At 35.9% G+C, this 13,036-nt stretch carries 16 protein-coding genes; 3 read left to right on the plus strand and 13 right to left on the minus strand.

Features of this window, described 5'->3' with window-relative positions:
- Positions 1 to 121 precede the first annotated feature (121 nt).
- From SAY88_RS13920 to SAY88_RS13930, 4 genes are all read right to left on the minus strand, one after another.
- Positions 122 to 850: a ZIP family metal transporter gene (locus tag SAY88_RS13920; RefSeq protein ID WP_332632415.1), complete on the minus strand. Its 729-nt coding sequence runs from the start codon at positions 848 to 850 to the stop codon at positions 122 to 124.
- Between the two features lie 824 nt (positions 851 to 1,674).
- The gene (locus SAY88_RS25835) at positions 1,675 to 1,764 is read right to left on the minus strand and encodes a YjcZ family sporulation protein (protein WP_348533379.1); all 90 of its coding nucleotides are present in this window, start codon (positions 1,762 to 1,764) and stop codon (positions 1,675 to 1,677) included.
- A 99-nt stretch (positions 1,765 to 1,863) separates the two neighbouring features.
- Positions 1,864 to 2,241 carry a YmaF family protein gene (locus tag SAY88_RS13925; RefSeq protein WP_332632416.1) on the minus strand — a complete coding sequence of 126 codons (378 nt, stop codon included), beginning with the start codon at positions 2,239 to 2,241 and terminating at the stop codon, positions 1,864 to 1,866.
- Between the two features lie 202 nt (positions 2,242 to 2,443).
- Entirely contained in the window at positions 2,444 to 3,316 is an 873-nt protein-coding gene (locus tag SAY88_RS13930) for a polysaccharide deacetylase family protein (protein WP_332632417.1), read from the minus strand.
- 215 nt (positions 3,317 to 3,531) lie between these two features.
- Here SAY88_RS13930 and SAY88_RS13935 point away from each other — a divergent pair, with 215 nt between their 5' ends.
- Complete coding sequence (locus tag SAY88_RS13935) at positions 3,532 to 3,948, plus strand: DUF1284 domain-containing protein (protein ID WP_332632443.1); 417 nt, start codon at positions 3,532 to 3,534, stop codon at positions 3,946 to 3,948.
- Positions 3,949 to 4,050: 102 nt separating this feature from the next.
- Here SAY88_RS13935 and SAY88_RS13940 read toward each other — a convergent pair whose 3' ends face one another.
- From SAY88_RS13940 to spoVIF, 3 genes are all read right to left on the minus strand, one after another.
- Positions 4,051 to 4,266 carry a pectinesterase family protein gene (locus SAY88_RS13940; RefSeq protein WP_332632444.1) on the minus strand — a complete coding sequence of 72 codons (216 nt, stop codon included), beginning with the start codon at positions 4,264 to 4,266 and terminating at the stop codon, positions 4,051 to 4,053.
- 35 nt (positions 4,267 to 4,301) lie between these two features.
- Complete coding sequence (locus tag SAY88_RS13945) at positions 4,302 to 4,616, minus strand: pectinesterase family protein (protein ID WP_332632418.1); 315 nt, start codon at positions 4,614 to 4,616, stop codon at positions 4,302 to 4,304.
- A gap of 109 nt (positions 4,617 to 4,725) precedes the next feature.
- Positions 4,726 to 4,983 (minus strand): sporulation-specific transcription regulator SpoVIF, encoded by a 258-nt coding sequence (spoVIF, locus tag SAY88_RS13950; protein WP_332632419.1) that lies wholly within the window; start codon positions 4,981 to 4,983, stop codon positions 4,726 to 4,728.
- A 513-nt stretch (positions 4,984 to 5,496) separates the two neighbouring features.
- Between spoVIF and SAY88_RS13955 the strand changes: the two genes are divergently transcribed.
- Positions 5,497 to 5,649, plus strand: coding sequence for an aspartyl-phosphate phosphatase Spo0E family protein (locus tag SAY88_RS13955; protein WP_332632420.1), 153 nt, complete (start codon positions 5,497 to 5,499; stop codon positions 5,647 to 5,649).
- Between the two features lie 996 nt (positions 5,650 to 6,645).
- Here the strand turns inward: SAY88_RS13955 and SAY88_RS13960 are convergent.
- Both SAY88_RS13960 and SAY88_RS13965 read right to left on the minus strand, forming a co-directional pair.
- Positions 6,646 to 7,164, minus strand: a complete 519-nt coding sequence (locus SAY88_RS13960; RefSeq protein WP_332632421.1) for a DUF2269 domain-containing protein — start codon at positions 7,162 to 7,164, stop codon at positions 6,646 to 6,648.
- A complete protein-coding gene (locus tag SAY88_RS13965) occupies positions 7,164 to 7,358 on the minus strand; it encodes a hypothetical protein (RefSeq protein ID WP_332632422.1) in 195 nt (64 codons plus the stop codon). The genes SAY88_RS13960 and SAY88_RS13965 overlap by 1 nt, the downstream gene beginning before the upstream one ends.
- Positions 7,359 to 7,549: 191 nt before the next feature.
- On the opposite strand from SAY88_RS13965, the gene SAY88_RS13970 reads away from it, so the two are divergent.
- On the plus strand, positions 7,550 to 7,783 hold the full coding sequence (locus SAY88_RS13970) for a hypothetical protein (protein ID WP_332632423.1): 234 nt from the start codon (positions 7,550 to 7,552) through the stop codon (positions 7,781 to 7,783).
- Between the two features lie 359 nt (positions 7,784 to 8,142).
- On the opposite strand, the gene SAY88_RS13975 is transcribed toward SAY88_RS13970, so the two are convergent.
- From SAY88_RS13975 to SAY88_RS13990, 4 genes are all read right to left on the minus strand, one after another.
- Positions 8,143 to 9,453, minus strand: coding sequence for a cell wall-binding repeat-containing protein (locus SAY88_RS13975; protein WP_332632424.1), 1,311 nt, complete (start codon positions 9,451 to 9,453; stop codon positions 8,143 to 8,145).
- A gap of 60 nt (positions 9,454 to 9,513) precedes the next feature.
- Positions 9,514 to 11,967 carry a heavy metal translocating P-type ATPase gene (locus SAY88_RS13980; RefSeq protein WP_431308875.1) on the minus strand — a complete coding sequence of 818 codons (2,454 nt, stop codon included), beginning with the start codon at positions 11,965 to 11,967 and terminating at the stop codon, positions 9,514 to 9,516.
- Positions 11,968 to 12,197: 230 nt separating this feature from the next.
- Positions 12,198 to 12,404 carry a copper chaperone CopZ gene (gene copZ, locus SAY88_RS13985; protein ID WP_332632426.1) on the minus strand — a complete coding sequence of 69 codons (207 nt, stop codon included), beginning with the start codon at positions 12,402 to 12,404 and terminating at the stop codon, positions 12,198 to 12,200.
- Between the two features lie 305 nt (positions 12,405 to 12,709).
- Positions 12,710 to 12,844: a hypothetical protein gene (locus SAY88_RS13990; protein WP_332632427.1), complete on the minus strand. Its 135-nt coding sequence runs from the start codon at positions 12,842 to 12,844 to the stop codon at positions 12,710 to 12,712.
- Positions 12,845 to 13,036 lie beyond the last annotated feature (192 nt).

The following is a 13,036-nucleotide window of genomic DNA, read 5'->3' on the forward strand; positions in this document are numbered from 1 at the left end:
TGTACTGTGAAATAGTCGTAGATGACTCCTATGTTGTTTAGCGAAATAACTAAAAATTTCCCACCTGGGACGGAACCGGTAAACATTAAGCTGATCTTCTATTAAAAATTCAGATTATGACTTACTCAAAATACGTTAAAATCAAAGCAGATAATAATCCTAAAGCAGACACATACCCCACAATCGGACCTCCTTCTTCAAAAGCCTCGGGAAGCATGGTTGATGACACCATTGCAAAAATCCCACCTGCAGCAAAAGCGCCAATTGTTGTAATGACTTTTGTTGAAGTAGGGTCGATTAACGCATATCCTAAAAGGGCACTTACAGAAGACAAAACCATAACAACTAACCAAAGAAATAAAATTCTCCCTTTTTTATAGCCATCCTTTTTGAAACCTATACTACTTGATAATCCCTCTGGAAAATTACTTATGAAAATGGCAATAACAATGACCCAGCTTACAGACTGATTTTCAAGCAAACTTACTCCTATAATGACAGACTCAGGAATGGCATCAATGATCGTTCCTATAAAAATAGCCATTCCAGAGTGACTTGATGGATTTTCTTTTGAGCGCTTACGCTCTTGGCCTCCTTTTTTGCTTATGATGAGTTCAGCAACAATGAACAATGTTGCGCCAATTAGAAAGCCAAGAGATGGATAAATGATGCCGCCATCTCGAACTGCATCGGACAATAGTTCAAAGGTTGCTGCTCCAATGAGTACACCTGTTCCAAATGCCATTACAAAGGCCGACACTTTGTTCGGAATATCCTTATAAATTCCAAGTAATGCACCTAATACGAGGGATGAACCTGCTACAGCTCCCCACATTGCTGCTGAAAACATAGTTACTCTCCTATTCCTTCTTGATATAGGTTAGAGTAACCAATTTTTCTCATTTATTTCTTCCTTCTTACTCCTTTTTTAATTTGTTTTGAGATCATTTTCATTTAATATCGAATGCCCTATCCGTCTTCTACAAAAAATATTATTGTTTAAATACCATTTTCCCATTTTGATTGATCGGTCTACGATTAAGAAGAATTTAGAAGTTAACATTGATCGTTTAGAATTCATCCATTCCGTTCAGATATAAGACAAAAGAGACTTGAATCTATAAAGGTTCAAATCTCTGAAAAAAATATGCCGTTTAGAATATAGTAATAAATCCTAAAGGCTCAATAAATAAAAAATTTATCTAGGAAACTGTTACTACCATAAAGTTCCTATAACCCCAATGAGAATTCCAGCAATAATACCGATTAATAAAGACTTCAATTTAACAAAGTCAAACAACATCTGCCTTCCTCCTCCTTAAGTATTATGAATCTTACACTTCCGACTATAATATCTTTTCAGATTATTGTAAATATCTATATACAATTGGATAATATTTCCTCAAAAATATACATTTCTAGTTATTGTATTGTGCTATTTCAATTACTACGAGTTATAATGTTTGTTTTTTATTCACGTTTTTTTCAAAAAACAGGAAATAACTTTAATATATCAATCAATAAAAAACCACACCTTTTATAAAAAAAGAGGAATTATCTGTTATGACACTTTGTTATACTAAAGTTCACCTTTTAGGTTTAGCACAATAGCACTCTTCTATAATCTTCAAATAAAAAAAGAGTCAACACAAAAAAATATTGACTCTTTTCTCCTTACTTAGTAAGTTTTAACAAACGATGCTCCAACAATGATAATAAAATAAACAACACTACAATTAACGCAAAGTTGCTTCCGTAAGACATGTCGTATCCCTTCTTACTAGCTAGTTTATGTTGCGAGATTTTGAGAGACACGGTGTTTGTCGAGGGCAATTGCTTAATTTCAATCTATTATTTTTTAGACTATAAACTTGTTCTACCACGATATTTGTGTCTGTGTGGGGTTGGACCATCAATAGAAGTAACTCCACTGAATTCATGATAATGCCCTCCACTAGGGAGAAAAATAGCGGGGCCAGTGACACCTTTAATCATATGCTTATGTTCAGCATCAAAGCTTGTAAAGGTAAAGTATCGATGGGTATGTTGCACTCCACTTGGAGCAGGTTCAGTTGTTCCTGCATATCGATGATCATGACCTACATCAAACGATGTAACACCTTTAAACTCATGAGTATGAACAGGCTTACCATCCCATTTTGTTATATATAGATTATGTGAGTGGTGAGATTCACTTCCATCAGAGTGGTACATAAATCCAGATACTTCTATATTATCCATTCATTATCAACCCTTTCATTTTTATATATATTTATGATAAAAAAACGAAAAAGGGTGGGATTTTTATACCGGAAACAGTAATTAGGTCATTAATCAGGTTAAGTGACTGTTTTATCAGAATCCCTCTGATTTGAATTTTAAATATACAGCTTATCCTTAGAATACGAAAAACCGACAGCCTCGGTAACTGTCGGTTCATTGTTTATCTCGCAAATGGGACATTCAATAATTCAGGTACTGTGACAAATTCGTAGCCTTGTTCTTGTAATGTCGGGATAATTTGATGAAGCGATTCAATTGTATTCGTTCTATCTCCATCCCAATCTGCACCGTCATGCATAAGAATAATCGCTCCTGGATGAACATTATCTAACACATTTGAAGCAATAACTTCTGGTGGGGCTTCCTCCCAATCCAACGAATCGACTGTCCAGCCAATAATTAAATATTGCATCTCAGCAAGCTTCTCGACTAATTCATTATATAAAAAGCCATATGGCGGTCGGAATAGGCTTGTTCGATAACCAATAATGTTATTCAGAACATCTTCCGTTCTTGTTACTTCCCTTTCAAGTGTTGGGATATCGGCTTCTTTAACAAGGTTAGGATGGAAATATGTGTGGTTAGCAATAACATGGCCTTCATTATTAATTCGCTCAACAATTTCTGGATAAGCAATAGCCCTTGACCCCATCAAGAAAAACGTACTCGGTACATTATACTGATTTAATACATTTAATACTTCCTCAGTAAAACGTGGATCAGGACCATCATCGAAGGTTAAAGCGATTCTGTTTTGATCAGTAGGACCCTGCATGATAAACGTATCTGGATACCGTTGCTGTAAAATCGTCATATCAACAGGTTGCTGACGAACTCGCTCTGGATTTTCAGGACCTCCTCTAAGGTCTGGAAAATCTTCCTTAGGTTTATCTGTCTTGTCTTTTTTCCACCAGAACTGTTGTGACATATCCCCTGACTCTGACTCATTCGCATAAACAGTCATGTTATCAAAGGTTTGGAAACTAGATAAAAGAACAACAACAAACAACAACTGCAACATTTTCTTTTTCATCAATTCATCTCCTATTAAATAGTAATACAATGTTATTTTTGATAAAAAAGGAAGGATTATTCAATCAAAAAAGAAAGCAACTTTATTTTTTTGTTTGTATCTAAATAAAAGATACAGTTGATGTAATATGTTGTGATAAGATGAATATTGTTAACTAATTACGTTTATAAGTTTACATATTCAACCTAATTGAACTTAGGACCAGGGGGGAAATGATGTATAAACTACGAGGTCATCACCTTTTTTGTCTTTTGGGCTATAGAGGGATGGGCTATTCCCAAGAATACGTGGAAAACATGACACAGCTGCATCAGACGCTGAGAGAAAACCCCGACACGTGGATCCAGCTTGTAGAAGGTCCAGATGACTTGTGTGATAAGTATCCCAACTCAGGTGAATATCACTGTCATAGCAAAAACATTTATGAAAAAGACACCGCTATCTTAGCAAAGATGGAGCTTGAAATCGGCCAAATTGTAAAATGGAAGTATATAGAGTCCTGTATTAGAAAACATACTATTCCAACTGATATAAAAATTATCTGCGAAACTTGTTCCTGGCGTTCTTTTGGTTTTTGTGAAGAAGGGATTCAAGAAATTCATGAGGGGAAGGGCTTAAGGGAAGTTAAATAATTCCTTCCCTTTCTTGATTAGAATATAATCAGGTTACAGGGTAAATTGATTTCATCATATTGACCTTAAAGCTTTATTAGAACTTGTCCAGTTTCAATTCCATTAATATTCATTTTTCCAAATGCCTAATATGGTTTTAATTGAGTAATCTTTTGCTTCTTCTTCAGTTAATTGCTTTGCCCAACGTACTCTTCTATCCATATTCCCACCCGGTCCATAACTATTATATTCTGCATAGCACGTTGTTTTTTCTGCTTCAGGCTTATTCCAATTATGCCAGCCCTCTTCTTTTATGTGATCTCCCATCCAGCAATTTATAAAAGCTGATTTCGCATAACTTCTCCACGGTCGTCCTAAATAAACTGTGTTTGCGCAGCGTTACTTGTTAAATGACAATCAATAAAAACATAACCAAATTTGGTATCTTCGGGTGTAGATGCAGCAGTGAGATAGCCGTTCACATCCATCGATCGATCAAGACAAAAGATCTCACACTGATGAAAGACACTAGTAGCTGAACCAAAAATAAAGTCAACATCCCCTTCGATATAACAGTTTTTGAAATAGCTTCTACCTACTTTTCTTTCAAATCCATCTCTAGGACCACCAAAACGATCACCCTTCATTGGCTTAGGTGGCAATGGGCCCGTGAACAGTATATCGAGCAACCTTACACATTCTATCACCCCTAAAAAAGCCATAAAAAAAGAAGGTTTAATACCTTCAATAGATCTGTTTCCTCTCCTTTCATCACTTTACCGAACTTCGTGAAGTTTATTATTTCTTATCTAACATTCTTGCAATCGTATTAAAGTCCATAGACTGAGATCCATTTACAATCGCATGAACTATCTGGTCTTCTGTTTCTTTTCTTACAGGCTTATTTGCCAATCTTCCAACTTGTTTGATTAACCTTCTGACTGTTGCTTCATCCTTGAAATTAGCATGTTGAAAAGAATTTGCTAACCTCATCACATCATTCATCTTCACTCCTGTTTTTTTCTCAATGTTATGAAAAAGTGGATTTTGGTTCATATTCTCATTCACCTCCTGTTAAATATTCACCTTTTATATACAGTTCCACCAGTTACATCAAACTGGTATTTTCCTCCTGTATACAACTCTAGTATATGCAATCAATTTATGATTGGTTGGATAAGTAAACTAGTAAATCTATGGAATTACCTAGCTACGTCATGGTTACTACTTCATATTTTCTTTCTCCAAATAAAAAAATCAACGTTCCAAGATCCTCTTGGACGTTGATCAATTATTCTCTTATTAGCGGATTTGTATGTTGATTTGGATAATCTCATCATACCTGGATTGCTATTCTTTCCCCTAACTGCTTACCTTCTATAACAATTTGATTTTTAAGTGTGAGCTTATATTAAAATACCTCTTGGTATAAAATTGAAAACTTGAAACACATTAACAAAAATAATTCATTTATTAAAATTACCTAAGCCCTTTTCTTTAGCTTTATAAGCTTAATTTTAAAGTTATATCTAATTTCTTTTACTGACTTACAAAGGAGTTGTTGGGCATATGCATGAAAACAATTTACTAGCAAGCATTGTACTAAAAAGAGGTGAACTAATTAATATCGCGAGAAAACATGGATTAAATAGTGAGGAAACTTTAAAATGTAGTCAAGAGTTAGATAACCTTCTTAATACCTATCAACAAGTTATTTATTGAAAGGAAAATTAAAGAGCAGGTTGCTCTTTTCACCTACATATTGATCTTTTTTACCGCACTTTTATCGGCTCCTCCCTCATTTATTATTGAAATTACTTTCTTAAGCTATTAGGCTTTTCCCTTCATTTATGAGAGCTCTGTCGCTGTCTATATAAACCGAATACATTATCCAACAATTTTTTCCTTTTTTTAGAAGTGACCCTTACACTAAAAATCTAGGTATTTCCATCGATTACTGCATTTGTACTTCCTTTTTTAGGCAACTTTAACCAGATAACCCTAGGTAGAATTCTTAAGCATAGAGATATCCACAATCCAGGTGTAAAAACCATGTGTTCAAGCCAAATACCATAAATCTAAGAATTATGCAAACTAAAATTATTAAAAACAGCATAATAATTCTTTAGAACTTTCACTACCAGTTTATTTGGTTAACAGTTTGGGTAAACCTTTAAAGATAAAAACGACCAATAATTACTTAAGGACACTTATTTTATTCTATCACTACTTATTGAAGAAGTGAGAAGATAAAAGAGCTGAATTCTTGTGTTGCTCTTATATTTACTTTGACTAAAAAAATCAAAGAGCGTAAATTAAACTATGTTTAAATAAAACAGCAAAAACACCCTTAACGTAAAAAGTAGGAGTCTAGTATTTGTTCTAAGAAGAATTAGATTTCTTTATCTCTTCTAAGGACTTTGATAACTGACACCTTTTTCTAATAAAAACATGAAATAATAAAGTTCAATATATCCGGAAGCGCCATCACCCTTTTCCTAAAAAGAGGATAAGGAAAATAATAAATTCTTCAATCTTTGAAAAATCTACTGATGACTGATCATCCAGGCTGTTCAAACACTATGGTTTTCTCTTGATCTTATCCATGAATCTCAAAAGGTTAGTCACTTGAATCCAAATACATATGCGGGGTGTTCATAAAACATATACATTATAAGTAAGTCACTTCTTCATTCCAAACCCTTTGCGCAGTAACTGTTACTGTTGGGAGAGTTTTCGCAACTGTTCCTGTTTCTTTATCCCATATCTCGTCATCCCCCTTGGTTTGTATACTGACAAGATCGTAGTTAAAAGCAACACCACTAATCCACCCCCAGCATGAAAAAGTTGGCCCCACAGACCATCAACATTCGGATTACCAGTCTGATGGGTGACATTCGTAAGATAACTGACTGTCGGCATGTTCATAAGTAAGACAACAGTTGCAACTACGGTAAGCAGAAGTTTAAAAAGAACCCAATAATGCCTGATTACGCCCCACGGGGTGCCCAGTGACATGACAAGTCCAGTTAAAAGAGAGACGAGTGCTAATGGGACAATTACATACCATCCAATAATCTCCATAGCACTCCACGCAACTTGCCCCATTTGAGCATCTTGTTTTGTCAATGCAGCTATTACGAGAGCTAGGTAACCAATTACCGCGCCCAGCCAACCAACTGTTGATGTAATATGTGTCGTGAGTGTTAATTTGCGAAGCCATGGCACCATGATCATTAATGCCTACCTCCGGAAGGTAAGTGGCGACCTGGTCCGTGATCGCCAGTGAAAATCATGATGATAACCAATACAGCTATAACGATCACAATGATTCCTAATACTTTAACCCAAGTTGGTGTTCTATGGTTAGAATTAGAGCCCGAGTTTTCTATGTCTTTCTCAGTTTTACTACCTGATGATAACTTTTTCATTTAGGTGACCTCCAAATTATAAAATCTATAGTTAAGTATAACAACTTTTTATGAACATACTATAATAGAATTTCCCTTTTTACATTTGGGCAAAAAATCTTGACAGCGCACCATACTTTCGCCAAATGACCGAAATATCAGGGGAGAAGGTTCTGAACCAGATATACCGTTACGACGAACAGACTTTATTTATGGAAGAACTAGATGCTGACATGGAGCTTGTTTGGTCGAAAATAGAGAATGTGAGACCAGAAAATATTGGAATTTTAGAAGTTGCCATAGAAACAGGGGGATGGGCAGAAGCGTACGGAGAAGGAGAACACATAATCCCATTTTCTAGTGGAGAATTACAAGCCTCCATTCATAATGTAGGAGAAATCATTCCCGATGCGGTGTTTGAAATTCCCGAAGATATTGAATTTTAGTTCACCTTAATGAAGTATCCGTAAGTTAATTCTGAAATTCTACTGCATAGTAGTTTGGCTATATATATGAAGAGTTTGTTTTTACAATCACTTTGAATTTGTAGAGCCAAGCTCATTTTTTCATTATTTAAAACAAGTAATATAGGAATCGATTATAAATCTATATCCCTATTTATTACCAACAAATCCCCTATCTTCCCACAAAAAAAACATTATAATTATATTTCAACGTGTAACTTACGCTAAATAACTTAATAAAATTATTTTTAAACTTTTGCTAGTCTCCAATTTACATCAGATTAAAGGTTAAAAATTAAACTTTAAGAGGAGAGGTTGACATACCAACCTCTCCTCCTTTATTAATGTCCTCCGTGGTCGTCTCCGCCTAATGATACAATTTCTAGTTTTTCATCTAGTATGCCTTGAATTGTAAATGAAATATCCGTAAATGTTCCTATCACAAAACCATGATTATATGGACCTTCTGTAGGATCTTCACTAAAAGCGGGCTTAACAGTTGCTAGGTACTGATAAACTTCATCTGTAAGTTCCCCTTCATCTAACCAAATCAATGGAGCATGCTTTCCTAAATGAGCAAAAGGAGCAGCTGCAATTGCAAGGTCAGGTGTATTAGTTGACGAAAACACAAAACCGTGACCAGGACTAGTAATTCCCCAACCAAAGTCTGTTTCAGCATCTTTATATGACGCGAATTCAATGGATTGAGCTGCTGCATTATCCCCTTCAATGCGGTGAACCGTTCCATACGTTTCTAACTCTTGAGCAATCTCATCAGATATAATATCTTCTGGTCCTACAAGATAGATCGTTACCCCATTCTCTCTTCCATTAAGAGCATCAATTGTTTCTTGAGGGATACCATCTTTGTCTACATAAAGTAAAGATTCGTTCATGTGAGCAATCCAATTTCCAGCAGAAATCGTATATTCTTTTGCTTCTTCTTCAGAAGAACCAATTATTACATTTGGATGAACTTCGTTAATAGTTTCTGTGAATTTTTCTTCAATGTTTCTAGCGAAATCAGCTGCATTTTCACCTTGTACTTGTTCAACATTATATGCGTTTAATTTATTCAATTCAGCTTCTGGAAGATCCCCAACCACTAGCACTTGAATGTCTTCACTATTTCCTTTTGGTTGTAGTCGATTAAGTTCATTTAACACATCGTCAGAAATTTCTCCGTCCCAATACAGCATAGGTCCATCATTAGGATGGTGAACCAACGTTAGGGCGGCTAAGGAATATTGCCATTGCTTTAACGGAGCCAAAATAACTGTTCCAGGTTGATTTTCCTCATGGGTTGCTGGCCAAACAGTTTGTGATACATGAATGGATAATTGGATAGGATCATCCTCATTTATTCGAGTAATGTTTTTAGTATTTACGACTTTTAATTCATCAGTTGCTAAATCGTTAAGGTTGTCTGGAGCTTTTGCAGCCTCCTGTTCTAAATTGGATCTATCTACCTCAACTGAGTCATCATGATGCCCTTCATGGTCCATTTCTTCGCCGTGCTCAATATTCTGATCGTTTCCATGACCCGCATGATCTTCTTCGGCTTGGGTACAAGCGGCAAGGAGCATACTTAAAAGTAAGAAAGATACAATTAACATCAACTTAGTAGCTTTTACTTTTTTCAATTTATCCATTCCTTTCTAACATTAACCTCTTTAGTTAAACTCTCCTGCTTTATCTTATCCAATTCAACTCTACTCAATCGTTGATTTGAATTTTTTAAGTCTTAGAGTGTTTAACACCACTGAAACAGAACTAAATGCCATTGCTGCCCCGGCTAACATTGGATTTAGTAGAATTCCAAATAGAGGATATAGTAAACCTGCTGCTACTGGAATCAAGACAATGTTATAACCAAAAGCCCACCCAAGGTTTTGCCAAATCATCTTCATCGTTGATTTAGATAGTCTAAGGGCTGTTACAACGCTTTTAATATCACCACGCATTAATGTAATATCAGCGGTTTCCATCGCAACATCTGTCCCCGTTCCAATGGCAATTCCTACATCGGCTTGAGCGAGTGCAGGAGCATCATTGATACCATCACCGACCATGGCCACCATTTTTCCTTCTCCTTGTAGCTTTTTAACTTCTTCTGCCTTATGCTCAGGTAATACTTCAGCAATATAGTTATCAATTCCAGCTTCCTTTGCAATCGCTTTGGCAGTTCGTTTATGATCACCGGTTAACATAATTACTTCAATGCCCATTGACTTTAAGGCTTTTATAGCTGGGATTGTTCCTTTTTTCAATGTATCAGCTACTGCTATGATCCCTGCAAATTCCCCATCAATCCCTACATACATTGGTGTTTTCCCTTGATCAGCTAAAGCTATTGCTTTTTCTTCGTATAACCCCAAATCAATATTGTACTTGTTCATCAGTTTGATATTACCAATTAAGATCTCTTGTTTCTTTAGTGTAGCAAGTAATCCGTGACCAACAATAGCTTCGAAAGATTCAGGGTCATTTATAGGAAGGTCTTTTTCTTTGGCAGCTTCCACAATTGCTTCACCTAATGGATGCTCTGATGCAGTTTCAACTGAGGCAGCGACTTGCAGCAGTTCCTGTTCACTTACTATATCAGTTGTAATAATATCTGTTAGTTTTGGCTTGCCTTCCGTTATGGTACCTGTCTTATCTAAAACAACGGTCTTAATTTTATGGGCACGTTCTAAACTTGTAGCATTTTTAATTAGGATGCCATTTTCAGCTCCTTTTTCTGTACCAACCATGATTGCAGTAGGTGTTGCCAAACCTAACGCGCAAGGACAAGCAATAATAAGAATCGCAATAAAGGTAGTTAATGCGAAGATTAGACTTGGGTCCGGACCGACAAAATACCAAACAATAAATGAGACTACCGCTATTAGTAAAACTGCCGGTACAAAGTAAGCAGAAATTAAATCAACGACACGTTGAATGGGAGCTTTCGAACCTTGAGCTTCATTAACCATTCGAATAATTTGTGCGAGTGCCGTTTCTTTCCCTACTTTTGTTGCACGAAAACGGAAACTTCCAGATTTGTTGATGGTCGCACCGATAACTTCATCCCCAGCTGTTTTTTCTACTGGGATAGACTCACCGGTTAACATTGATTCATCTATCGTTGATCTACCTTTTGTGACGACTCCGTCTACAGGAATACGTTCGCCTGGCCTCACAATGATCTCATCATCAATTTTTACTTCATCAACAGAAATTTCAAGTTCATTTCCATCTCTAATCACTCTGGCTGTTTTTGCTTGCAAACTCATTAATTTCTTAATTGCAGTAGAGGTTTGCCCTTTTGCTTTCGCTTCAAAGTAACGTCCTAAGAGGATGAGCGTCGTAATAACGGTTGTGACATCGTAATAAAGTTGATACGGGAACCCCATTGCTGTAAGTTGATCCGGAAATAACGTCATCGCACCACTATAAAGCCATGCAGCTGACGTACCCATAGCTACTAATACGTTCATATCTGCTGACCCATTTCTTATAATCTTATAGCTATTTTTGTAAAACCTCCAACCAGGGACGAGTTGGATGTAACTCGTTAATACAAGTAAGAATAAAGGATTAGACAAAAATATCGGTACCCATGCTCCCCAGCCATGCATCATGTGAGGAATGCTACCAACTAACACAACGGTTGTTAAGACAGCTGCTACAGTAAAATCTTTTAGCAGCTTTCTCGTTTCTTCCCCTTGCTCATCAGATTCTTCTCTTTGTTCATCTTCATTGATAATTGATGCTTCATATCCTATTTTTTCAATTCGTTTTATAACAGCTTCGGGATCTAGTATTCCTTTTTCTCCTTCAACCTGAGCTTGATTAGCAGCCAGGTTCACATTAACGGATTGCACACCATCTACTTTTGCAATAGCCTTTTCAACACGCGTTACACATGATGCACACGTCATTCCCTTTACAAAAAACAGGACCTTTCTTTGATCATCGTTATCAATGGGCTTAGCATCATAACCAGCCTTCTCAATAGCCTTTATAATTGCCTCAGACATTTCTATTGTTTCATCCGCTTCAACTTGAGCTTGATTAGCCGCAAGGTTTACATTAACAGATTTAACGCCCTCTACTTTTGATATCATCTTTTCTACGCGATTTACACAAGAGGCACAGGTCATTCCTTTTATTGAGAATATCATCTTACTCAACTGATTTTCCCTCCTTTACGGGTCTGTTAACACGTTCATGTCGTCATATTTCTCCTATAGGTTACCAAAAGAATGTGTAGAATATATGTGAGGTACATCACAAGCTTGTGTTTTCTCTCTGCTTTTAATTCTGCTAATAGCTTGAATGCCTTATTTATGAAAATAGTGAAGAAGGTCTTACTAAATATCGTTTGACCTTACTTAGTGATTCCCACTCGAATTTATTCTACATCATAGCCTTGTTCTTCAATCTCATGAATAATTTTATCTAATGAAATAACATTAGAATCATAATTAAGGCTTACTTCTCCTTCAGACAGTAGAACTTTTACTGAGTTGACACCATTTAAACTTCCAATATTACTTTCTATCGTACTAATGCAATGCCCACATGACAATCCGTTCACTTTTAATGTTTTTTGCTCCATTATTTTAACCTCCACAAACTAAGTATTTTCTTTCCAATTCAAATTTACCATACCCCCCTATGGTAATCAACCCGAATGCTTATTTAAATATGAAAATTAATCGAATAGATAAGAAGCAACCTTAATGGGTTAGAAATGACCTATTAATTTGCTCCTTGTTAGACTCAAAACACAAAAAAGATTAGGGAATGTTCAAAATCATTCCCTAATCTTTTTAATTTCATTGCGGTAACTTCATAACGCATATATTTTCAGCAGTCTCGGTTTCTCCTTCCTCATATATTTGAAAGCTTTTATTAGAGCTCCTAATTTGTTTCAATCTCTTTATTTCCATATGATTCCATAAAGTTACTGCATACTTCCATCATTTTCTCACCATCTAAGGAATTCATACCTTGCATCATATTCATCATGCCATTACCATTCTTCAAATTCATCATACCATGGTCTTCATTAGCTTGAGATATTCCCGAAAACCCCATTGTTCCTACGACTAAGACAGAAGGTAACCCGAAAGTGCTTCTTTCCCATTAATAGCTTCCACTATGTGAAAACCTTGCTTGGATAAGTGAATTAGGATTAAATTTCTCATATTCCATTCGTCATCAACAATTAGAATTTAAGTATTCATG

This window comes from Halalkalibacter flavus (genome assembly GCF_036663575.1).
GTDB lineage: Bacteria > Bacillota > Bacilli > Bacillales > Bacillaceae_D > Halalkalibacter > Halalkalibacter flavus.